General features: G+C 61.3%; 19 protein-coding genes and 3 pseudogenes. 8 read left to right on the top strand and 14 right to left on the bottom strand.

Annotated features, from left to right (window positions below; translation table 11 throughout):
- Positions 1-189 precede the first annotated feature (189 nt).
- On the top strand, positions 190-612 hold the full coding sequence (hpaR, locus tag JTY93_RS17190) for a homoprotocatechuate degradation operon regulator HpaR (protein WP_205480913.1): 423 nt from the start codon (positions 190-192) through the stop codon (positions 610-612).
- A gap of 133 nt (positions 613-745) precedes the next feature.
- Here the strand turns inward: hpaR (JTY93_RS17190) and hpaI are convergent.
- The 8 genes and pseudogenes from hpaI to JTY93_RS17150 form a co-directional block, all read right to left on the bottom strand.
- A pseudogene (gene hpaI, locus JTY93_RS17185) lies at positions 746-1,547 on the bottom strand (4-hydroxy-2-oxoheptanedioate aldolase).
- Positions 1,548-1,565: 18 nt separating this feature from the next.
- Entirely contained in the window at positions 1,566-2,369 is an 804-nt protein-coding gene (hpaH, locus tag JTY93_RS17180; protein ID WP_205479591.1) for a 2-oxo-hept-4-ene-1,7-dioate hydratase, read from the bottom strand.
- A 12-nt stretch (positions 2,370-2,381) separates the two neighbouring features.
- The gene (locus tag JTY93_RS17175; protein ID WP_205479594.1) at positions 2,382-3,686 is read right to left on the bottom strand and encodes an MFS transporter; all 1,305 of its coding nucleotides are present in this window, start codon (positions 3,684-3,686) and stop codon (positions 2,382-2,384) included.
- Positions 3,687-3,880: 194 nt separating this feature from the next.
- Entirely contained in the window at positions 3,881-4,273 is a 393-nt protein-coding gene (locus JTY93_RS17170; RefSeq protein ID WP_205479596.1) for a tautomerase family protein, read from the bottom strand.
- Between the two features lie 70 nt (positions 4,274-4,343).
- On the bottom strand, positions 4,344-5,201 hold the full coding sequence (gene hpaD, locus JTY93_RS17165; RefSeq protein WP_205479598.1) for a 3,4-dihydroxyphenylacetate 2,3-dioxygenase: 858 nt from the start codon (positions 5,199-5,201) through the stop codon (positions 4,344-4,346).
- Between the two features lie 147 nt (positions 5,202-5,348).
- On the bottom strand, positions 5,349-6,809 hold the full coding sequence (gene hpaE, locus JTY93_RS17160) for a 5-carboxymethyl-2-hydroxymuconate semialdehyde dehydrogenase (protein WP_205479601.1): 1,461 nt from the start codon (positions 6,807-6,809) through the stop codon (positions 5,349-5,351).
- 5 nt (positions 6,810-6,814) lie between these two features.
- The gene (locus JTY93_RS17155) at positions 6,815-7,585 is read right to left on the bottom strand and encodes a fumarylacetoacetate hydrolase family protein (protein ID WP_205479609.1); all 771 of its coding nucleotides are present in this window, start codon (positions 7,583-7,585) and stop codon (positions 6,815-6,817) included.
- The gene (locus tag JTY93_RS17150) at positions 7,582-8,247 is read right to left on the bottom strand and encodes a fumarylacetoacetate hydrolase family protein (RefSeq protein WP_029294354.1); all 666 of its coding nucleotides are present in this window, start codon (positions 8,245-8,247) and stop codon (positions 7,582-7,584) included. Before JTY93_RS17150 ends, JTY93_RS17155 begins: the two co-directional genes overlap by 4 nt.
- A 121-nt stretch (positions 8,248-8,368) precedes the next feature.
- Here JTY93_RS17150 and hpaA point away from each other — a divergent pair, with 121 nt between their 5' ends.
- Positions 8,369-9,268 carry a 4-hydroxyphenylacetate catabolism regulatory protein HpaA gene (gene hpaA / locus JTY93_RS17145; RefSeq protein WP_205479612.1) on the top strand — a complete coding sequence of 300 codons (900 nt, stop codon included), beginning with the start codon at positions 8,369-8,371 and terminating at the stop codon, positions 9,266-9,268.
- Here hpaA and JTY93_RS17140 read toward each other — a convergent pair.
- A pseudogene (locus tag JTY93_RS17140) lies at positions 9,269-10,526 on the bottom strand (OprD family porin).
- A gap of 213 nt (positions 10,527-10,739) precedes the next feature.
- Between JTY93_RS17140 and hpaR (JTY93_RS17135) the strand changes: the two are divergent.
- Together hpaR (JTY93_RS17135) and souR are read left to right on the top strand one after the other, a co-directional pair.
- Positions 10,740-11,162, top strand: a complete 423-nt coding sequence (gene hpaR, locus JTY93_RS17135) for a homoprotocatechuate degradation operon regulator HpaR (protein WP_205479617.1) — start codon at positions 10,740-10,742, stop codon at positions 11,160-11,162.
- A gap of 49 nt (positions 11,163-11,211) precedes the next feature.
- Positions 11,212-12,222 (top strand): transcriptional regulator SouR, encoded by a 1,011-nt coding sequence (gene souR / locus JTY93_RS17130; RefSeq protein ID WP_205479620.1) that lies wholly within the window; start codon positions 11,212-11,214, stop codon positions 12,220-12,222.
- A 7-nt stretch (positions 12,223-12,229) separates the two neighbouring features.
- On the opposite strand, the pseudogene JTY93_RS17125 reads toward souR, so the two are convergent.
- A pseudogene (locus JTY93_RS17125) lies at positions 12,230-13,469 on the bottom strand (methionine gamma-lyase).
- 123 nt (positions 13,470-13,592) lie between these two features.
- Here JTY93_RS17125 and JTY93_RS17120 point away from each other — a divergent pair.
- Positions 13,593-14,063 carry an Lrp/AsnC family transcriptional regulator gene (locus JTY93_RS17120; RefSeq protein WP_159908299.1) on the top strand — a complete coding sequence of 157 codons (471 nt, stop codon included), beginning with the start codon at positions 13,593-13,595 and terminating at the stop codon, positions 14,061-14,063.
- A 32-nt stretch (positions 14,064-14,095) separates the two neighbouring features.
- Here the strand turns inward: JTY93_RS17120 and pmrG are convergent, their stop codons facing one another.
- Entirely contained in the window at positions 14,096-14,758 is a 663-nt protein-coding gene (pmrG, locus tag JTY93_RS17115) for a lipopolysaccharide core heptose(II)-phosphate phosphatase PmrG (RefSeq protein ID WP_240344611.1), read from the bottom strand.
- A gap of 278 nt (positions 14,759-15,036) precedes the next feature.
- On the opposite strand from pmrG, the gene JTY93_RS17110 reads away from it, so the two are divergent.
- The 3 genes from JTY93_RS17110 to JTY93_RS17100 all read left to right on the top strand — a co-directional run bounded on the left by JTY93_RS17110 (position 15,037) and on the right by JTY93_RS17100 (position 18,027).
- On the top strand, positions 15,037-15,837 hold the full coding sequence (locus tag JTY93_RS17110) for a hypothetical protein (RefSeq protein WP_240357222.1): 801 nt from the start codon (positions 15,037-15,039) through the stop codon (positions 15,835-15,837).
- Between the two features lie 175 nt (positions 15,838-16,012).
- Positions 16,013-16,375: a hypothetical protein gene (locus JTY93_RS17105; protein WP_205480840.1), complete on the top strand. Its 363-nt coding sequence runs from the start codon at positions 16,013-16,015 to the stop codon at positions 16,373-16,375.
- A 188-nt stretch (positions 16,376-16,563) separates the two neighbouring features.
- Positions 16,564-18,027 carry a hypothetical protein gene (locus JTY93_RS17100; protein ID WP_205480838.1) on the top strand — a complete coding sequence of 488 codons (1,464 nt, stop codon included), beginning with the start codon at positions 16,564-16,566 and terminating at the stop codon, positions 18,025-18,027.
- A gap of 39 nt (positions 18,028-18,066) precedes the next feature.
- On the opposite strand, the gene JTY93_RS17095 is transcribed toward JTY93_RS17100, so the two are convergent.
- The 3 genes from JTY93_RS17095 to JTY93_RS17085 form a co-directional block, all read right to left on the bottom strand.
- Positions 18,067-19,149 (bottom strand): SMP-30/gluconolactonase/LRE family protein, encoded by a 1,083-nt coding sequence (locus JTY93_RS17095; protein ID WP_205480835.1) that lies wholly within the window; start codon positions 19,147-19,149, stop codon positions 18,067-18,069.
- Entirely contained in the window at positions 19,146-19,832 is a 687-nt protein-coding gene (locus JTY93_RS17090) for a sterol desaturase family protein (RefSeq protein ID WP_205480833.1), read from the bottom strand. Before JTY93_RS17090 ends, JTY93_RS17095 begins: the two co-directional genes overlap by 4 nt.
- Positions 19,833-19,951: 119 nt before the next feature.
- On the bottom strand, positions 19,952-20,815 hold the full coding sequence (locus JTY93_RS17085; protein ID WP_205480825.1) for a LysR family transcriptional regulator: 864 nt from the start codon (positions 20,813-20,815) through the stop codon (positions 19,952-19,954).
- Positions 20,816-21,016: the final 201 nt, after the last annotated feature.

Genomic DNA, 21,016 nt, shown 5'->3' with positions numbered 1-21,016 from the left:
GAAGGAAGGCTCTAAAGCAGATGTCTTCATTAGGGGCCTTGGCGGGATCAATGTCTTGATCCTGCGTGCCGGGGCTTTTGATTCAGCGCGCCATGGACGTGCGCGACCATTAAGTTATAGCGCGGGCGTGGGGCGAGGATGTTAGAGTTTCGTTAAAACATTAACTAAATATCACGTGACCCTGACTCTATGCTCAAACCCCGGCAGTCCCTGACCCTCACCCTGTTGCAGGCCCGCGAAGCGGCCATGAGTTTTTTCCGCCCCTCGCTGAACGAACATGGCCTGACCGAGCAGCAATGGCGGGTGATCCGTATCCTCAATCAACACGACGAACTGGAGATTTACCAACTGGCGGAACTGGCCTGCATCCTCAAACCGAGCATGACTGGCGTGCTGGTGCGCATGGAAGCGGCGGGGATGATCCACCGGCGCAAGGCCGAGCAGGATCAGCGGCGGGTACTGGTGACCCTGGCGGACAAGGGGCGAGCGAGTTTTGCGTCCATGAGCCAGTGCATGGAGGCCAACTATCAGCGCTTGCAGGAGCAACTGGGGGCGGAGAAATTACAGACCTTGTTGGGGCTGCTCGATGAGCTGAAAAACATCAAGCGCTAAACACCACACATCCAAAAGGTGGGAGCGGGCTTGCTCGCGAAAGCAGTGGTTCAGTCACCGAATATATTGACTGACACACCGCTTTCGCGAGCAAGCCCGCTCCCACATTGGGTCCTGCGGCGCTGGAAGGTGATCAGTACACGCCGCCCGTGCTCACAGGCGCCGGCTTGTCTTTGAATTTCCCCACCAACCCCTGCAACCCGCGCATCAGCACCGTGGTATCCACCCCCCACCGCGACAAACCCCGCGCCCAGCTCGATATAACGCCGGGCCAGTTTTTCATCGGCACTGAGAATGCCCGCCGCCTTGCCCGCCTGGCGAATCCGCGCAATGGCATTTTCGATGGCCGCTTGCACGTCAGGGTGTCCCGGATTGCCCCGGTGGCCCATGGAGGCACTCAAGTCCGCCGGGCCGATAAACACCCCGTCGACGCCTTCGACGGCGGCAATCGCGTCGAGGTTGGCCAGGCCTTCGAGGCTTTCGATCTGCACCAGCAGGCACATCTGCGCATCGGCCTGGTCCAGGTAGCCGTCGATGCTGTTCCAGCGCGAAGCCCGCGCCAGGGCGCTGCCCACCCCGCGAATGCCCTGGGGCGGATAGCGCATGGCGCGCACCAGCTCCCGGGCCTGGGCGGCGCTTTCGACCATCGGCACCAACAAGGTTTGCGCGCCGATATCCAACACTTGCTTGATCAGCGCGGTATCGCCGATCACTGGGCGAATCACCGCCTCGCTGGCGTAGGGCGCTATGGCCTGCAATTGGCCGAGCATGCCGCGCAAGTCGTTGGGTGCATGTTCGCCGTCGATCAGCAGCCAATCGAAACCGGCATTGGCCGCCAGTTCCGCGCAGTACGCGTCAGCCAGCCCGAGCCACAGGCCGATTTGCGCTTCACCGCTGTTGAGCCGCTGCTTGAAGCGGTTGACAGGCATGTCCATGAAACAGTCCTCCTGGGGTCAGACGAAACGGCAGGAAATCGAGCCGAGCATGTCGTAGTCGACATGGAAGGTATCGCCCGGGCTTGCCGTCACCGGCCGGGTAAACGAGCCGCCGAGGATGATCTGCCCCGGCAGCAAGGTGACGTCGTAGGGCGCCAGTTTGTTGGCCAGCCAGGCCACGCCCTTGGCCGGGTGGTTGAGCACGGCGGCCGAAACCCCGGACTCTTCGATCACGCCGTTGCGGTACAGCACCGCCGGCACCTTGCGCAGGTCGATCTCGGTCGGGCGCACCGCACGGCCACCCATGACCACGCCGGCATTCGCGGCGTTGTCCGAGATGGTGTCGAATACCTTGCGTGTGGCCTTGGTGTGCGGGTCGATCTGCTGGATGCGCGCGTCGATGATCTCCAGGGCCGGGATCACCCACTCGGTGGCGTCGAGTACATCGAAAATCGTGCAGTTGGGCCCCTTGAGCGGCTTGCCGAGGATGAAGGCCAGTTCCACTTCAACCCGCGGCACGATAAAGCGCTCGAACGGAATGTCGGTGCCTTCCTCAAACAACATGTCGTCGAGCAGCGCACCGTAGTCCGGTTCGGTGATGTTCGACGACACCTGCATCGCCCGCGAGGTCAGGCCGATCTTGTGCCCGACCAGCTTGCGCCCGCCCTTGATCTTCTGGGCGACCCAGGCGCGCTGGATGGCGTAGGCGTCCTCGATGGTGATCGCCGGATGATCGAGGGAAAACTGGCGTACCTGTTCGCGGCTGCGTTCGGCATGGTCCAGCTGGGCGGCGGCTTGCAGGATGAGCTGTGGATCGAGCATGGCAAGGGTCTCTTACTGAGGGTTGACGATGGCGGCGTTGGTGCGCAACACCAGAAGGCCGCCAAGGGCGATAAACAGTGCCAGCACGTACAGGGCGAGGCTGGCGCTTTGGGTGGTGTCGCGCATCCAGCCGATCAGGTACGGCGCCAGAAACGAGGCGATGCTGCCAAACGAGCTGATCATGGCGATACCGGCCGCCTGGGTGCAGTTGGACAGGAAGGCCGGCGGCAGTTGCCAGAACATCGGCAGCGCGGCGCTGGCGCCCATACCGGCGACGATCAGGCCGCCCATCACCACCAGTGAATTGCCCGGTGCCAGGCCGGCCACGGCAATCCCGACGGCAGCCATCAGCAGCGGTACACACAAGTGCCAGCGGCGTTCGCGGTTGCGGTCCGAGGAGCGTCCGCAGCCGATCATGAAAAAGCAGCCGGCCAGATAAGGCACAGCGCTCAGCAGGCCGACCTGGCTGTCGCGGCCGATGCCGGCGCCATGGATCAGGGTGGGCATCCAGAACGCCAGGGTGTTGACCGCCAGCATCACCGCAAAATAGATCGCCACCAGCAACCACACTTGCGGGTCGCGCAGGATGCCGCCAAAGGAGGTGATGGACTTGCGCTTTTCTTCGGTGCTCAGCTGTTCGCGCAATTGTTGCTTTTGCGCGGGCTCCAGCCATTTCACCGTTTCAAAGCTGTCCGGCAGGTACTTGAGCACCACCAGGCCCAGCAGCACCACGGGTGCGCCTTCGATCAGGAACATCCACTGCCAGCCGCGCATCCCGCCAAAGTCGTGGAAGTTTTCCAGGATCGCCCCCGAGAGCGGCCCGCCAATCACCCCGGCCATGGGCACGGCGATGGCGAACAGGGCGGTGATCTGCGCCCGGCGGCGCGCCGGGTACCAGCGGTTGAGAAACACCAGGATCCCCGGGAAGAAACCCGCTTCGGCCACCCCCAGAAAAAAACGCAGGACGTAGAAGCCGGTGGAGCTTTCGATCCACAGCATGCTGGTGGACAGGATGCCCCACACCACCATCAGGCAGGCGATCCAGCGCCGTGGCCCGACGCGGTCCAGGGCGATGTTGCTGGGCACGCCGAACAGGGCGTAGGCGATAAAGAACAGGCCGGCACCGAAGCCATACACCGTGTCGCTGAAGTGCAGGTCACTGCTCATCTGCATCTTGGCGAACCCGATGTTGATCCGGTCCAGGTGGGCAAACAGATAACAGATCAGCAACAACGGCATCAGGCGCCAGGTGACGGTGCTGTGGGTGCGATCATGCTCGGCAAGGGTGACGCTGTGGGCGGTATTGGCTGTGCTCATGATGTTGTACTTTTTGTCTGAGAGGCCGTTGTGGAGGCGAGACTGCCCCGTCAAGCGAATGAAACCCACTGTAGGCACGAGCTTGCTTGCTAAGGCCTCAAGGCCATCGCGGTTATCCAGCAGGCACGCGTTATCGTTGACGATCTTCGCGAGCAAGCTCGCTCCTACAGGTGATCTTGTTCAGTCGATGGATGTCAGCCCGCCTGGTTGCTTAAAAACGCGTGGACGTTGTTCTGTTTGAAATTCAACTGCGGGTGCAACTCGATCATCTCGAACGACAGGGCCAGCAGCCGTTGCGCCTGCAAGGCGGCGAAGTGTTCGGTGATCACCATGAACAGGGTTTCGGCCACTGTCTGGCGGGTGGCCAGGTCACGGCCATGGCCGACCTTGAGGGTCATATGGACGAAGGCGTAGTCGTGCTTGCCGTCGGCCATGCGCCAGGTGTCCAGGCGTACGGCACGGCTGCGGATGCCGCCCAGGGGGAACACGCCACTGTCTCCCAGCACCTGGTGAACCTTTGCAAATAGCCCCGGCAGGTCGGCCTGGGATTCGAGGTTGTTGGTGTATTCGGCGATGAAATGCGGCATGCAAAGCCTCCTTCTGTGCGCGATTCAATGTGGGAGCGGTCTCGCCGGGCGAGACAGCTCCCACCTGTATTCAGAGCGGGAAAATGGCGTTGATCTGGCCGGTGCCGGAGCTGCCGAATGGCTCGGTGATGATCTCTGCGGGGCGGTTGTACTCAGGCCCGCCGAGCAAACCCAGGAGCATCGCGGTGTCGTGCATCTTGCCTTCGCCAAAACAGTGCTCGGCGTAGTCCGGGAGCATCGCGCAGAATTCCTTGAAGCGGCCTTCACGCCACATCTGCACCACATGCATGTCCACTTGCTTGTCGAACTCGCGGGTCCAGTTGTGGATGTTGGCTTCGGCCTCGCGGTCGTCGGAGAAACGGTGCGACAGAGATCCCGAGGCCAGCACCAGCACCTTGCGATCACTCTTCTCGATGGCCCGGCGCACGGCAGCCCCAAAGGCGAAGCTGTCTTGCAGGCGATGCCAGGCGCACCAGGCGGCGATGGAGACCACATTGAATTTCTGTTCTTCGGGCACATCCATGTGCATGTAGCGCATGGGCACCAGGGTGCCGTATTCCAGCTCCAGGCTCGGGATGTTGTGGTTCATGCTGCGCACCCCGGCCAGGTTGGCTTCGGCGGCAATCAGTTCACCCAGTTCCGGGCAGCCGGGGTAGGCGTACTCCATGTTTTTGATGAAGTGCGGCAGCTCATTGCTGGTGTAAGTGCCCTGGAAACGCTCACCACCGTTGATGTGATAGCCGCTGTTGACCAGCCAGTGCACGTCGAAAACCACGGCGGTGTCGGCCCCCAGTTCACGGGCGCGGCGCCCGATCTCCTTGTGCCCGGCAATCGCCGCCTCGCGACAGCCGTGGTGCTTGCCCGGCAGTTCCGACAGGTACATGGAAGGCACGTGGCAGATTTTCGCTGCCAGGACTACTTCACCCATGATCATTCTCCTGATTTCATTATTCTTGTTGGTGCTCTGCGGACCCTGTAGGAGCGAGCTCGCTCGCGAAAAACGCAAGGTCACCGCGTTAACCCTGACAGCCAGCGTTATCGTTAACGACCCTCGCGGGCCAGCCCGCTCCTACAGTTACACGCCCCAGCGCGGGATGTGATGGCTACCCATGGAGATGCACACGTTCTTGATCTCTGCGAAAACTTCGAAGCTGTACTGGCCGCCTTCACGGCCGGTACCCGAGCCCTTGACCCCGCCGAACGGCTGACGCAGGTCGCGCACGTTCTGGCTGTTGATAAACACCATGCCGGCCTCGATGCCACGGGCCAGGCGATGGGCCTTGCCGATGTCCTGGGTCCAGATATAGGACGCCAGGCCATATTCGGTCTCGTTGGCCAATTGCAGCGCCTGGGCTTCGTCCTTGAAGGGAATCAGGCACACCACCGGGCCGAAGATTTCTTCCTGGGCGATGCGCATGTTGTTGTTTACATCGGCGAATACGGTGGGCTGGATAAACTGCCCGCGTGCCAGGTGTGCCGGCAGGTTGGCCGGCCGTTCCAGGCCGCCTGCCACCAGGTTTGCGCCTTCTTCGATGCCAATCTTGATGTAGCCGGTGACTTTGTCATAGTGGGCTTGGGTGATCATCGAGCCCACCTGGGTGTTCGGGTCTTGCGGGTCACCGACAATCAGGCGCTTGGCGCGGGCGGCGAACTCGGCGACGAACTGCGGGTACACGCTCTCTTGGATAAACACCCGGCTGCCGGCGGTGCAGCGCTCGCCGTTGAGCGAGAAGATGGTGAACAGCGCGGCATCCAGGGCGCGTTCGAGGTCGGCGTCTTCAAAAATCAGCACCGGCGACTTGCCGCCCAACTCCATGGAGTATTTTTTCAGGCCGGCGGTCTGCATGATTTTCTTGCCGGTGGCGGTGCCGCCGGTAAAGGAAATCGCCCGCACATCCTGGTGACGCACCAGGGCATCGCCGGCGGTGGCGCCGTAGCCCTGGATCACGTTGAGCACGCCTTTGGGGATTCCCGCTTCGAGGGCCAGGCGCCCCAGTTCGTTGGCGGTCAGCGGCGATAGCTCGGACATCTTCAAGACCGCCGTGTTGCCCAGGGCCAGGCACGGTGCGGTCTTCCAGGTGGCGGTCATGAACGGCACGTTCCACGGCGACACCAGCGCACACACACCCACCGGTTGGTAGAGGGTGTAGTTGAGCATCTGGTCGTCCACCGGGTAACTGTGGCCGTCCATGCGTGTGCAGACTTCGGCGAAGAAATCAAAGTTGTGCGAAGCCCGTGGGATCAGCACGTTCTTGGTCTGGTGGATCGGCAGGCCGGTGTCCAGGGTTTCCAGTTCGGCCAGGTGGGGCACGTTTTGCTCGATCAGTTCGCCGAGCTTGCGCATCAGGCGCGCGCGCTCCTTGGCCGGGGTGTTGGCCCACTTGGGGAAGGCTTCCTTGGCGGCGGCCACGGCCTGGGCGACTTCTTCGGCGCCGCCGCTGGCCACTTCACCAATCGCCTCGCCGGTGGCCGGGTTGTAGTTGATGAAGGTGTCTTTGCTTTCGACCTCGCGGCCGTTGATCCAGTGTTTGATCATGGTGTTCAAGCCTCTTTGCGGGCGGCGAAAAAGTCCGCCTCGCTGACAATTCGGTTGACCAGGCGGCCGACGCCTTGCACTTCCACCACCACTTCATCCCCTGGCACCACATCGGCCAGGCCTTCTGGGGTGCCGGTGGCGATCATGTCGCCGGGTTGCAGGGTCATGAAGCTGGACAGGTATTCGATCAGGTAGGGGATATCGAAAATCATGTCGCGGGTGCTGCCTTCCTGGCGCAGTTCACCGTTGATCCAGGTGCGCAGGGTCAGGTTGCTCGGGTCCGGCACATCGGCCACATCGACGATCCACGGGCCGACCGGGGTGGTGGCGTCGCGGTTTTTCACCCGCAGGTTGGGGCGGTAGTAGTTTTCCAGGTAGTCGCGGATCGCGTAGTCGTTGCACACGGTGTAGCCGGCCAGGTATTCCAGGGCATCCTCGCGCTTGACGTTGCGCGCCGGCTTGCCGATCACCGCCACCAATTCGCACTCGTAGTGCATATAGGCGATGTTGTCGGGGCGCCAGGTGATCTGGTTGTGTCCGGTGTAGGTACCGGGCGACTTGATAAATGCCAGCGGCTCGGTGGGCGGGGCGAAGGCCAGTTCGGCGGCATGGTCGGCGTAGTTCAGGCCCAGGGCGAACATATTGCCGGTAGCCGGTGGCAGCCACTGGACCTGGTCTTCGGCCAGCAGCCGGCCGTCAGCCAGGCGCACAGCATTGAAATCTTCGACGTGGACCTGATGGACCTGGCCTTCAAAACGGATGCGCGCGTGTTTCATGGCTGTTCCTCGGCCTGGATGTGGTTGACCAGGCGGCCCAGGCCGCTGATCTCGACTTCGACGGTGTCGCCGGGCTGTACATCCACCCGGCCTTCAGGCGTCCCGGTGATCAGCACATCGCCTGCATGCAGGGTCATGAATTCGCTGATCTCGGCGATCAACCGGGGGATATCACGCACAAAGTTGGCGGTGGTGTTCTGCTGGCGCAACTCGCCGTTGACGAACAGCTTGAGACTCAACTGATGGGGGTTGGCGATCTGCTCGCGGGCCACCAGTTCCGGGCCGAGGGCGCAGAACCCGTCGCGGCACTTGGCTTTGACGGCGGGGCGGTAGTAGCTGTCTTCCGGCAGGCTGAATTCATTGACGATGGTGTAGCCCGCCACATAATCCAGAGCGTTTTCCACGCTGACGCGGCTGGCATTTTTGCCGATCACCACGCCCAGCGCCGGGCCAGGTTGCAGGCGCTGGCCAGCGGGATGAAGCACTACGCCGTCATGACCGTTGCGCGTATTGGGCGTCTTGATAAACAGCACCGGCTTGACCGGCGGCTTCTGGTACGGCGGCTGTTCGAATTCAGCGAGACGCTGGTTCAGCAAGCCCTGGTAGTTCAGCGCGACGCCGAACAGGGTGCCGCTGGCAACATCATGCAGGGTACGGCTCATGGATTTCTCCTGGCGATGGCGACTGCTCTGGAGGCAGTTCGTTAATGTGTTAACGTTATAATTAATATGTTAACTACCGTCAAGCGTGGCAAAATCATCGGGTGCAAAAAACAATAAAGAGATGCCTGTGAAACCGATCCCCAACATCAACATCGGCCAGGTCTACGACCAGCGCTACAGCGATGCCGACGTGCATTACGACCGGCTCGGCAACCTGGCGGGTTTTTTCGGGCGCAATATGCCCGTGCATCGCCATGACCGGTTTTTCCAGGTGCATTACGTCAAGAGCGGCGCCGTGCGGGTCTACCTCGACGACCAGCAGTACCTGGAATCCGGGCCGATGTTTTTCCTTACGCCACCGACGGTGGCCCATGCGTTTGTCACCGAAGCCGATGCCGACGGCCACGTATTGACCGTACGCCAGCAACTGGTGCGGGCGCTGATCGATGCCGATCCAAGCCTTGCCCCCGGCCCGCACGTGCCACCGGCCTGCGTGGCGCTGGCCCGCCTGGCGCCGCAGTTCCAGCCCGAAATCAAGCGGCTGGAGTGGCTGTTTGACGAGCTGTGCAACGAGATCAACAGCACCAGCGCCGGTCGCGCAGTGGCCCTGGAAAGCCTGACCCGGTTGATCATGATCAGCTTGCTCAGGCTCAGCGCCAATTCCCTGGAAGCACGCCCGGCGCGCCATGAAGACCTGCGCATCTTCCATCGCTTCAATGAGCTGATCGAAGACCACTATCTACTGCACTGGCCGCTGTCGGCCTATGCCGAAGCCATCGGCGTCACCGAAGCGCGGCTCAACGACGTATGCCGGCGCATTGCCGATCTGCCGTCCAAGCGCCTGGTGCTCGAACGGCTGATGCAGGAAGCCAAGCGCCTGCTGCTGTTTACCGGCAGTTCCGCCAATGAAATCTGCTACCAACTGGGCTTCAAGGATCCGGCCTATTTCAGCCGGTTTTTCCAGCGCTACGCCCAGATGACGCCGGGGGAGTACCGCCTGCGCCAATCGGGCCTGCGCTGATCACCACAACGCCAGGCTGTAGCCAACGATGATGCGGCTTTCGTCGATATCGCTGGTCAGGCCGTTACTCGAACGCAGGGTTGCGTTGCGCAGCCTGACGTTGACGTTTTTCAGCGGCCCGCTCTGCACGGTGTAGGTCAGGTCGGTATCGCGCTCCCATTCGCGGCCATTGCGCACGCTGGCGGTCCGCACATGGCTGCCATCCACATAGCGGGTCATGAAGGTCAGCCCCGGCAGGCCGAGGGCGGCGAAGTTGTAGTCGTAGCGCGCCTGCCAGGCATCGGTCTGGGCCTTGGTGAACACGTTGATGGTCACCAGGTTGACGGAGTAGGGGTCCAGGCCCGGGTAGGCGAAATCGCCGTCGCCCGAGAGGTTCTGGTAGCCCAGGCCGAATTTATGGGCCCCGGTCGACAGGCTCAGCATGCCGTTGAAGAAACGGTTGTCGATCCGCCCACCGTCCACTCGCGATGCCCCGCGCAGTGCATGGCTGCCTTGCTCGCGGGTGTCGAAGTAACGCAGGTCGCTGCGCAGGCTCATGCCGTTGGCCAGCGGTAGGTCGTGCACCAGGCCGATAAAGTGCTGGCGGTAGATATCCTGCATCTGCGCGTAGTAGTAGGTGGTCGCCAACTGTGGGGTGATGGCGTAGGTGCCACCGGCCAGGTCCAGGTGGCTGCTGTCGACGCCGGCGTAGCTCATCGGGTCGTTGCTGGAGGAGTCGCGCAGGTTGTGTTTTTCCAGGCGACCCAGGTTCAGGGTCAGGCCGGCGATGTCCTGGGACGTGACCAGTTCACCGGTGTAGGTCGAGGGCAGGAGCCGGGTGTCGTTGTAGGCGGCCACGGGCAATTGCGGCTGCAGGGTGCCGGCCTTGAGCACGGTTTTTCGCTACCCGCACCTTGGCCGTCAAGCCCAGTTCGCTGTAGTTGTCGACGGGCTGCTGGCTGGCGCCATACGCCAGCAGGCCGGTGCCACGCCGGTCGCGGCTGGAGTCGAGCTTGACGCCCAATTCGCCCAAGGCATCCACGCCAAGGCCTACCAAGCCTTCGGTGTAGCCTGACTCCAGGCGCAGCACAAAACCCTGGGCCCATTCATCGGCCTTGTTCTGTGGGGCGTTGGTCTGGCGAAAGTCGCGGTTCATATAGAAGTTGCGCAGGTCGAGGCTGGCCTTGCTGTCCTGGATAAACTCGGCGTAGGCGCTCAAGGGGCTGAACGTAGCGCACAGGCCGGCGCTGGCCGCCAGGGGAAGGAGGCGCAAATGCATGACAGATTCCTTTTGTTGTTTTTGTAGGTATCGCCCTTCGGATCACTCAAGGGAGTGGCATATTGTTAACATGTTATATTTATTATGGGTAGGTAATTTATGCGTCTGAAAAATAATTCGTGTCGAGGTTAACGAGTTTGTGCGGCGGCCGGCTTGCATGCCCGGGGAGGCGACCCTAAGCTTCGACGCTTCGATCTCTTTTGTGCGTGAACCATGTCCATTCCCAGACCTTCCCTGACGCTGACCCTGCTGCAGGCCCGCGAAGCCGCGATGGCATTTTTCCGCCCGTTGCTCAATGAACACCAACTGACCGAACAGCAGTGGCGGGTGATTCGTATCCTGCGCCAGCAGGGTGAACTGGAAAGCCATCAACTGGCGCACCTGGCCTGCATCCTCAAGCCGAGCATGACCGGGGTGCTGGCGCGCCTGGAGCGCGACGGCATCGTGCGCCGGCGCAAGTCCAGCGAAGACCAGCGCCGCGTGTTCGTGAACCTCACCGAGCAGGGGCAACAGTGTTTCGTCGAGATGAGCGCGGGGATGGAAAGCAACTACCAGAAGATCCAGGAGCAGTTCGGCGAAGAGCAATTGCAGCAACTGCTCGAGCTGCTCAACCAGCTGAAAAACATCAAGCCCTAAGCCCTTGTAGCAGCCGGCTTGCCGGCGCCCGCAGACAGGTCGAACAATAATGGAAAGACGACAATTCAGCGGCGGCATGAAAGGCAAGAACCTGCGCTACCTGAACGAAACCCCCGGCCAGGCCCCGCGCCTGGTGCGCGCAGGGTTTGTGTTGTTGGAGCATTTTTCCCTGCCGGCCTTCACCCAGACGCTGGACACCTTCATCACCGCCAACTTGCTGCGTCCGGAGTTGTTCACCTCGCGCACCTTCGGCCTGGACGAGCAGGAGGTGATCAGCGACCTGGGCTTGGTGATTCGCCCCGACGCACGCCTGGACCACAGCGCGCTGGCCGACCTCGACCTACTGGTGATTTGCGGCGGCTACCGCACCCAGCTCAAAGCCAGCGAAAGCTTTATCGAACTGCTCAAGGCCGCGGCGCAACAGGGCGTGATCCTTGCCGGCTTATGGAACGGGGCGTGGTTCCTGGGCAAGGCCGGGGTGCTCGATGGCTATCGCTGTGCCATCCACCCGGAACACCGCCCGGCCCTGACGGAAATCGCCAAGGCCACCCAGGTCAGTAGCGAGCCGTACGTGATCGATCGTGATCGCCTCAGTGCATCCAGCCCATCAGGGGCGTTCCATATGGCTCTGGACTGGATCAAGAGCCTGCACGACAAGGCGTTGGTGGAAGGGATCGAAGATATCCTGGCCTTTGAGGAGTCGCGTTACCGGCGGATCAAGCCCGCAGAAAATATCTGCGTGAGTGCGCCGCTACGCGAAGTGGTGCGACTGATGGATGCCAACCTCGAAGAGCCCCTGGCCCTGGAGCAACTGGCGGTGTACGCCGGGCGCTCGCGGCGCCAGTTGGAGCGCCTGTTCCGCGAGCAATTGGGGACCACGCCGCAGCGTTATTACATGGAGCTGCGGATCACCGAGGCCCGGCGCCTGCTGCAGCACACCGAGCTGTCCCAGGTCGATGTGCTGGTGGCCTGCGGGTTTGTGTCCCCCAGCCACTTCAGCAAATGCTACAGCGCCTATTTCGGCTACCGCCCGTCGAAGGAAACCCGGCTGGTCAAATAGCGGGCTGCTACACAGCGTGCGTCGCCGGTTTGCTCGCCGGCGCGCGCTTGACGCAATGCGCCAGTGCCTGCTCGATATCGGCCAGCAGGTCCGCGATGTCCTCCAGCCCCACCGACAAGCGCACCAGCCCTTCGGCAATCCCGTGCTGGGCCCGTTCCTCTGGGGTGTAGGTGGAATGGGTCATGCTCGCCGGGTGCTGGGCCAGGGACTCTGCGTCGCCCAGGCTGACCGCGCGGCTGAACAGTTTGAGCGCGTTCATAAAGCGCCTGCCCGTGGCGATGCCTCCCTTGAGTTCAAAGGCAATCATGCCCCCTGACAGTTTCATCTGCCGCGCCGCCAACTCGTATTGTGGGAAGGAGCGCAGGCCGGGGTAGGTCACTGACTCCACCGCCGGATGGGCCTGCAAGGCCTCGGCCACGGCCTGGGCATTGCTGCAATGGCGATCCATGCGCAGCGCCAGGGTCTTGAGGCCACGCATCAATAAAAAGGCGTCCTGGGGCGACAGCACGGCCCCGGTCAGGTCCTTCAAGCCTTGCAGGCGAATACGCTGCGCCAGGTCATGGCGGCTGACGGCGATGCCGGCGGTGATATCGCCGTGGCCGCTGAGGTATTTGGTGGCCGAGTGCACCACCACATCGGCGCCCAGTTCCAGCGGGCGTTGCAGGTAGGGGGTGCAGTAGGTGTTATCAATGACCACGGTCACGTTGGGTTGCTGGTGGGCGATCTTGGCCACGGCGGCGATGTCGATCAATTGCAGGTTGGGGTTGGCCGGGGTTTCACAGTAGATCATGCGGGTCGCGGGGGGAGAGGGCGGCGCGCAGGGCGTCGAGGTCCGACAGGTCGACATGGCGCACCTTGATGCCGAACTCGCCGATACCGTGGTGCAGCAGGGCGAAGGTGCAGCCGTACAACGTCTGGCTGACGATCACCTCATCGCCGGGCCGCAACAGGGTCCAGAACGTTGCGGCAATCGCGCCCATCCCGGAGCTGAACGCCACCGCCGCTTCGCCGCCTTCCAGGGTGGCCATGCGTGATTCGAGCAAGGCCAGGGTCGGGTTGGAGATACGCGTATAAAAGTGCCCGCTTTCTTCGCCGGAAAAACATCCGGCGCCATATTCGGCAGTAGGAAAGGCAAACGTCGCCGACAGATAAATCGGCGGCACCAGGGCGCCATGATGGTCTTGCGCATCGTAGCCGTAGTGAATCGCACGGGTAGAAAAGCCGAATCCGCTGTGTTTGTTGTTCATGTAGGACTCTCCTTATTTCCTACAATGCTATGCTCATAACCGAGGCCGAACGTTGCCTACTTTGCTGTGAAAAGCCTGCGGCAAAGAATGAAAATCCATAAAAATAACTATTCGAGGCAAGACATGCCTGTAGGACTCGACCGTACCGACAAAGCCCTGCTCAACGCCCTGCAAGGCAACGCCCGCCTGACCGTTGCCGAACTGGCCGAACGTGTCTCCCTGACCACCTCGCCGTGCTGGCGCCGGGTCAAGAACCTGGAAGACAGCGGCGTGATCAGCGGCTACCAGGCGATCCTCTCGCCCAAGGCCCTGGGCTATGGGGTCACGGCGTTTGTCAGCATCATGATGGACACCCACTCCAAGGAAATTGCCCGGGCGTTTGAGCAGCGGCTGCTGGACATCCCGGAAATCGTCGCCTGCCATAACGTGTCCGGGCGCTATGATTTTTTGCTGGAAGTGGTGGCCAAGGACCTGGAGTCCTTTGGCGAGTTCGCCCGTGAGGTGTTGCAGACGCTGCCCTGTGTGAAAGAAATCTATTCGAGCTTTTCCTACAAGTCCGTCCGGCCGTTGCGGGTGATCCCATTACCGGGGTGATGCCGGCATGAGTTGCCGGCGCGTGCTGACCGCTAAAGATGCTCTAGGGCTGATGCCCAGTCCTGGCTGTTGAGTATCCCGAGCACCTTGAGCTTGCCGTGGGTGCCCACTTGTACAAACAGCGAACTGCCGTATTCGGCGCCCTCGGCGTGGGGATAACCCAGCACCCGCTCCAGGTCGGCGATGCATTCGCTGTGGGTGACCAGCAGCAGGTTACGCCCTGCGGTCTTGCGGGCCGGCAGGTCGTGGGCGAGTGTGGTGCCACACAAGGTCAAGCGGTCGGGTAACACGTGGGCGTTGTCGAACATGAACTGCGAAGTTTGCACAGTGCGCGTGGTAGGGCTGCTCAACACATCGCTGTGGGACATGCCCAGGGTCTGGAATGCGGCACCCACTGCGGTCGCCGCCACACTGCCGGATCGGGTCAAGCCATCGGGAGGGCCCAGGCAGGGATTGCTGGAGCGATCGCAGCGTTCTGCATGACGCACCAGTACGATCAGGTTGCCGTTGCGCCAAGCTGCCAGGGCCCCCGACGTGACCATGCGATTGTCGATGCCAAGGTTTTGCGGTGAGGTAGGCCAGAGCATCGCGCCCGTCACCGCCAGGCACAGGGCGATGATTGCGATAAAACGCAGCCACACCTGTTTGAGGGTTTTCGCCAGGCCCCGATCGGCGAGGGGCTTGGCTTGGATCATGTCAACCACACTTTTCACCCTGGGCAGCTCATACATTGCTGTTTGCGTTGGCCGGCAATCTAGCGTTCGGTGCGTGGTGGGCCAGTGAAATCAATGTGAAAAAAACGCGTTTTTCGCAAGGCGATGTTCGCGGTCGTTTCTGTAGGTCTGCAGTGCTGGAAAAGTAGGCAACTTCCCAAATTTCATCGCCAAGCCGTTTTTCATCCCCGGGCTTGTGCCAGGCCCGTTCTGCTTACATATATTCCTACGCCCTATTCATTGCATCAGGGATGCGGGCGATGGCGCAGGCGTATATCAATGACCGGACCATAGATTTTCACAGCTTGAAATCCAGTTTGCTCAAGGGCTCCCACCACCCGTTGTCGGCGCAGTTCGATGCGTTGAACTTGCACTTGCGCCATGGCCTGGTCACGCCAGGGCAGATGGTGATTATTCCCGACGACTACGGCATGGCCTGCACCTTCAACGATGCCTGGTTGATGCGCCACGCCGAGCAAATCCGCCGCGGCCTGGAACAGGACGCGGCACTCGGGGCAGCGGTGGTTGGCCAATATGATTTGCTGCAAAGCCTGCTTGGCTACAGCTCATTGGGCGTAGGCAGTGCCACCTCGGCATGGGGCCGGCACCTGGATGAGGTCAGGCACACACTGGAGGAGGTCGAACGGTTGCATCGCCAGCTTAAGGACGGGGTGCTGGACCGTAATAACTTTGTGCGCCACCGCCAGGTGTTGTTCAACAAGTTGGAGGTGCAACTGCAAGGCGCGGCGCGGTTTGGCACCCGCTTGCAGAGCCATCAATCGTTGAAAAAGGTGTTGGGGATTTCGACCAAGAGCTACCTGCATAAAAGTGAAATTGTGGGTTACGCCCAGCGCATCAAAAGCATTGCCCAGACGTCGAAGTTTTTGGGCAATGGCACGTATGTGGGGCTGGCGCTGGATGTGGGAGTGGCGGGGCTGGAGATCAAGGAGGCGTGTATGAAGGATCGGGGGGAGCTGTGCAGTAGGGCGAGGTATGTGGAAGGGGGGAAGTTGGTGGGTGGGGTTTTGGGGGGCCACAGCGGGTGGGTCAATAGGGGCTAGCCTCGCGCGGTCCACCTGCAACATTGTGTTGGGTGTAGTTACGAAGGGGGCAAGGGAGGTTGGCGTGTGGGGGTTGTCGGTGGTGCTGCTGGCGGGTTCGGCGGGGGGGGACTGCGGGGGGCATTTTTGGAGAAGAGGTGGGTGATCTTTTGTACAAGCCAGCAGGAATTTGAACATGTCGTTGTACACATTGGTCCTTATAGCGCTGGCAGTTGGAATGTTTGTTTCGGTGGGACTGCTCCTATACGCCGAATATAAGAAACTCGAAGAGATAGAAAGCTATTTCAGCGAGAACAAGGCGGTCCAACGCAACAAGCGTTTTTGGGTGAGGAATAAACGTATCGATAGAGTCATGCGGATGAGCATACTCATCGGCTTTTTCATGCAGCCCAAAACCCATATCAAGCGTGATGAACTGACCAGACAAGAGCTGGACTCAGTCCCATTGGCACTCAAACGCTGGGCCACATGGCCTTTTTACTTCTCGGTCATCTATTTCGCGGCCTTGACGGCTTGGGTCGTTTGGCGCAAGTGGTAGCCGAGCAAACCAAAGCCCTGCACAGCCTGGGCTTTGTCGTTTCTTCCTACAGCGCTGATCGAATCCTTCCCGCATTTATCTGAAAAAATACTGTACATCCATACAGTCATATCCTACAGTCCATTCCAGGTGAACGGATTTCACCGCGCACCCAAGCCACAAATTTTTTAACTATGGATGGATAAAAAATGAAATCGAAAAAAGCCTTTATGCTGGGCGCCGCCATGGCGGCCTCCTGCTTCGTGTCGGCCTTTGCCCTGGCCGAGCAGTACCTTTCGCAAGCCCCAGCCAAGCTATCTGCCCAGGCGGTCAAGCATGGGGTCGACCAGGCGCTTAAAGTGGGTGGCAAGGTTGAGTCGTCCAAGCTTACGGCCGAACTCAAGCAAAAACTCCAGGCGGCCAAGGCCGGCAAGGCCAAGGCTGGGGCAAGCAAGGCCGCAGTCAGCAGCGCGCCGGTGGATACGGTGGTTGACGCGCTGCAAAAACCTGGCGAGAAACAACTGCAAGGCGCAGCGATTGCAGCCTTTGCACCGTTGTTCCCGACCCTGGATATCAACACCCTGTACAACGTGACCGGCGTGGAAACCGGGGCGGAGGTGGCCTATCACTTCAACCTGGCGCAAAGCGCGCGCATTCAGGTCCAACTGCTGAACCAGAGCGCCGGCACCGATATGTCGCTGAGCCTGTTCCATGACGACGGGCAAGGCAACCTGACGCTGCTGGGCACCTCGGATAACCCAGGCAGCGCCGACGAGTACCTCAATGGCGTGATGCCCGCCGGCGATTATTACTGGTACATGGTGGCCAACACCGCGAGCAACTCGCAGTTCAGTTTCGGCGTGGCGGTGGACAGCAATATCGACGCCTTCGAGCCCAATGACACCGCGCAAACCGCGTTCGCGCTGCCGGACGCGCTGAATCAGGTGGTCGGTAACCTCGATAGCGTCAACGATGTCGATTACTTCGACTTCACCTCGTTGCGCGGCCAGGGTGTGGGCATGTTCCTCGGCGATGATGGCGCGGGCACACGCGACCAGTGGATTTTCGAGCGCTTCGATGGCAACAACTGGGTGGTGATCCAACCCAACAGCACCTCCACCTACCCAAGCCTTACCCCGGGCTACGTCGTCAAGGTGCGGGTGCGGGCCAACCCGGCAGTGGCGCTCAACCCACAGGCGCGATACCTCTTGTCCTTTGGCTCGGCGCCACGCTTGAACCAGAGCAATGTGAATGGCGACAACGTGGTGCGTATCCCCAGTTCGATCATGCAACTGGCCACCCAGGCTTCCCGCAGCTTGAGCTGGAGCACCCAGTGGTCGGACAGCACCGGTGAGCCGCTGCGTGGCGTGACCCCGGTGCTGCGGGTCGACAAACGCTTCGACAACACCATCAACTACCACTGGGTCGACTACGAGGCCAAAACCGGTGTCACCGGCGCGGCGTCCGGCAACGTCGACCTGGGCACCTGCTCCGGCGATCTCAATGTGGTCTACCCGGACAGCTCGTCCGGCCAGACTTACAATTGGCGCACCTGGTTCAACATGGGCGGCTGGCGCATTGAGCTCAAGGAGTTCCCGGGTGTTGGCGTAGGCGGCAATATTTCGCAGTACGTCAGCCTGGGGCATATCTGCAGCCAGACCATCGTGCGCTAACCCAAAACGGCTTGTCGGCGATCGCCGGCAAGCCGCCTGCTACAGGGCCAACTTCAGCGGCAAGCGCGCCATGCTGGTGTTCTTCAGCGAGCCCAGGTATAGCCACTCACCCGCTTCGCGGGCGCTGGTAATAGGTGAGTAATTGCCCGCGCTGCCATCCTGCAGGTTGGCGACCACCTGGCCATTCACATCCAGCCCCAGCACAAAGGCTTTGCGCTCGATGGGCTTGGGCACCACCATCAGCGCCCGCACCATCATCTTGCGTATCGCGGGGTAACCGGCCAAGCCATCGAGCAGTGGGTTACGCGGCGAATACAGCGCCACCCAGAACCGGTCCCGGCCATTGAAGGTGAGGTTGTCCGGCAGCCCCGGCAGGTTGTCGATAAACAGGTCATGGGTACCCGCCTTGTCGCCCTTGAGCCAGTAGCGACTGATGCGATAGGCCCCGGTTTCGTTGACCAGCACATAGCTTTCATCCGGCCCCAGGGCCACGCCGTTGGCGAATTGCAGTTGATCGAGCAACACGTCGGTTTGGCCGTTGCTGAAGTCATAACGCAGCAACCGGCCGTCGCCACCATGCTCGATCACTGCCTCACCATCCTGGCCATAGCCCCAGCGGCTGGAGGCATCGCTGAAATAGCCATAGCGTCCGGCAGCGTCCACCGTCACATCATCGGTAAAACCGAAGGGCACGCCATTGGCGCTGGTGCTCAGGGTGCTCAACGTGCGCTGGGCGTCCAAGGCCAGCAAGCCCTTGATCCCGTCGGCAATGATCAGGCGCCCGTCCGGGTGCTGTGCCAGGCCCAGTGGGCGGCCGCCGGTGTTGGCCAGCACTTCCAGGGTCTTGCTGTCAGGCGCGGTGCGGATGATCCGCCCGTCATGCAGGCCGGTGACCAGCAAGCCCTGGGCATCCACCAGCAAGGCCTCGGGCCCGGCGATGTCCTGGGCGCCAATGCGCTGGACATCCTTCAGGCGCTGGTTCTCGCTATAGGGCCCATCTTGCATTGACGGTGCCTTGGGCGGCGCCCAGTTGACCGGCTGGACCTCGGTGGGCATCAGCAGCAAAAAGGCGCCGATGGCGATCAATACCAGCAATAGCAGATGACGGATTTTTTGGCTCATGGTGCTTCCCGAGAGTCTTTGGAGGGGGTTGAGACGGGCTCCCAGTGCAGCGTGCCGAACAGATAGTCCATCAACGGCAGCACGATGTTGAAGTTGCGTCCCTGCATCAATTCGCGACGGTGGTGCAACGCGTGGAGTTGGTGCATATGGCGGATCCACGGCAAGCGGGCCAAGGGGTGCCCGGCTGGCAGGTGTTCGCAGGCGTGGAAGGTTTCGTAGAGCAGGTAACCGAGGATCATGCACGCGGCGAACAGCCCGGCGACGTTCGGGTTGAGCTGCTTGAGCAGCCACCAGGCGGGGAGGGTGATGGCCAGGCTGTGGAGCACGATCAGCCAGGCCGGAAACAGAATCACCCGCCAGTCCCTGGGGCTGTCATAGGTCATGTGGCCGGGCGTGAAGAAGCTGTGATGATCACCGGTGTGGCGTGCATAAAACAGCTTGGCAAAACCATGTTTGTGATGGCCCAGGTGACGGTGGACGAGGTAGATACACAGGTTGAAGAACACCAGCGTCAGGGGGATGGCCAGCCATTCCCAGGCTTGAATGTGTTGGGTGCTGCCCCAGGCCAGGATGATGCAGAACAAACCGTAGGTCAGTACAAAACCGGCATGCAGCCACGGGTTGTAGCGCGGGTGGACAGCAGCGCGATAGCGTTGGCGAAAGGCCTCGGTGGGATGGGTCATGGCGGTGCTCGTTGTATTTTTTATTGGGGAGTGAGCTTAGTCCGGCCTGCAGATTTTGCGAGCTGAGCGCGCGCCCTGTAGGAGCCGGCTTGTAGGCGATGGTCTTTAACGATGACGGTTCAAAGCACCGGATCCCAGCGCTGCGACCAATCGCTCTCGGCCTTGACCACACCGCGCAACAGCACCAGGGCTCGTTGTAATACCGCCGAATCGCGCTCGCGCGAGTACACCAGGTAAGTCGGGAAACTGAACTCCGGAGCCTTGGGCACGCGCTCCATAACCCCGCTTTCGAGGTAGCTCTGCACCACCCGCGTGCGGAAATAGCCGCTGCCGCCGTTCTCCAGAATGTATTGCAGGGCCAATGGCCCCAAGTTGAAACTCACCGCGGCGCGGGCCTTGTCGGGCAGGGCGGCGTCATGTTGCTGGCGAAAGCCCGGGCCCCAATCGATATACACATAAGGATCGGGGCGGGCGGCCAGGCGCACCAGGATCAGTTTTTCCTCCAGCACCTGCTCCACCTGCAACCCCGGCCAGTACTGCGGCTGGAACACCAGCGCAGCGTCCAGCACGCCCAGCTCCAACTGGCGCAACAGGTATTCACCGTCACGCACTTCGGTGCGCAGTGCATGGCTGGGGATGTGTTCGCGCAGGGCCTTGGCCCAGCCGAGCATCAACGGGTTGCACAGGCTGACTTCGCCGCCGATATGCAACACATTGCGATAGCCCTCGGGCAACGGCAGGTCACGGCGCGCGGCTTCCCAGGTTTGCACCAGTTGATTGGCATACACCACAAACGCTTCGCCATCGGCAGTCAAGCGCGCCCCGGCGCGGTTGCGCACAAACAGCGTACTGTCGAGCTGGCTTTCGAGCTTTTGCACACGTGCGGTAATGGCGGTCTGGGTGACGTGCAACTTCTCGGCGGCTGCGGCCAGGCTGCCGCAGCGGGTGATTTCCAGGAAAGTGCGTGCCAGTTCGATGTCCATGTCGGCTCCGGAGAGGGGGGAGGGGCATTGTAGTGTGACAATCGAAAATCGGTGTGTGAAATGCGATGAGTTTGGGAGCCGGCTTGCCTGCGATGGTTCTTGGGATTGGGTACATATCCGTTGCTGCGGTCACGGCCACTTAAGGTTCCGCCCTTACGGCGGGTCACTTTCGAAGAGCGCGAAAGTAACCAAAGCGCTCTT

It is taken from the genome of Pseudomonas hygromyciniae, from assembly GCF_016925675.1.
Lineage (GTDB): Bacteria > Pseudomonadota > Gammaproteobacteria > Pseudomonadales > Pseudomonadaceae > Aquipseudomonas > Aquipseudomonas hygromyciniae.
The sequence above is the reverse complement of the archived record's forward strand: the minus strand, read 5'-3'. Positions and strand labels throughout refer to the sequence as shown.

Bases quoted from the DNA above. Each gene is read 5' to 3' on its own strand.
- JTY93_RS17175 (WP_205479594.1), bottom strand. From the start codon at position 3,686: ATGAGCACAGCCAATACCGCCCACAGCGTCACCCTTGCCGAGCATGAT.
- souR (WP_205479620.1), top strand. From the start codon at position 11,212: ATGGAAAGACGACAATTCAGCGGCGGCATGAAAGGCAAGAACCTGCGC.
- hpaD (WP_205479598.1), bottom strand. From the start codon at position 5,201: ATGGGTGAAGTAGTCCTGGCAGCGAAAATCTGCCACGTGCCTTCCATG.
- JTY93_RS17155 (WP_205479609.1), bottom strand. From the start codon at position 7,585: ATGAAACACGCGCGCATCCGTTTTGAAGGCCAGGTCCATCAGGTCCAC.
- JTY93_RS17105 (WP_205480840.1), top strand. From the start codon at position 16,013: ATGTCGTTGTACACATTGGTCCTTATAGCGCTGGCAGTTGGAATGTTT.
- JTY93_RS17110 (WP_240357222.1), top strand. From the start codon at position 15,037: ATGGCGCAGGCGTATATCAATGACCGGACCATAGATTTTCACAGCTTG.
- JTY93_RS17085 (WP_205480825.1), bottom strand. From the start codon at position 20,815: ATGGACATCGAACTGGCACGCACTTTCCTGGAAATCACCCGCTGCGGC.
- hpaR (WP_205479617.1), top strand. From the start codon at position 10,740: ATGTCCATTCCCAGACCTTCCCTGACGCTGACCCTGCTGCAGGCCCGC.
- JTY93_RS17170 (WP_205479596.1), bottom strand. From the start codon at position 4,273: ATGCCGCATTTCATCGCCGAATACACCAACAACCTCGAATCCCAGGCC.
- pmrG (WP_240344611.1), bottom strand. From the start codon at position 14,758: ATGATCCAAGCCAAGCCCCTCGCCGATCGGGGCCTGGCGAAAACCCTC.
- JTY93_RS17090 (WP_205480833.1), bottom strand. From the start codon at position 19,832: ATGACCCATCCCACCGAGGCCTTTCGCCAACGCTATCGCGCTGCTGTC.
- JTY93_RS17100 (WP_205480838.1), top strand. From the start codon at position 16,564: ATGAAATCGAAAAAAGCCTTTATGCTGGGCGCCGCCATGGCGGCCTCC.
- JTY93_RS17095 (WP_205480835.1), bottom strand. From the start codon at position 19,149: ATGAGCCAAAAAATCCGTCATCTGCTATTGCTGGTATTGATCGCCATC.
- hpaH (WP_205479591.1), bottom strand. From the start codon at position 2,369: ATGCTCGATCCACAGCTCATCCTGCAAGCCGCCGCCCAGCTGGACCAT.
- hpaA (WP_205479612.1), top strand. From the start codon at position 8,369: ATGCCTGTGAAACCGATCCCCAACATCAACATCGGCCAGGTCTACGAC.
- hpaE (WP_205479601.1), bottom strand. From the start codon at position 6,809: ATGATCAAACACTGGATCAACGGCCGCGAGGTCGAAAGCAAAGACACC.
- JTY93_RS17150 (WP_029294354.1), bottom strand. From the start codon at position 8,247: ATGAGCCGTACCCTGCATGATGTTGCCAGCGGCACCCTGTTCGGCGTC.
- JTY93_RS17120 (WP_159908299.1), top strand. From the start codon at position 13,593: ATGCCTGTAGGACTCGACCGTACCGACAAAGCCCTGCTCAACGCCCTG.
- hpaR (WP_205480913.1), top strand. From the start codon at position 190: ATGCTCAAACCCCGGCAGTCCCTGACCCTCACCCTGTTGCAGGCCCGC.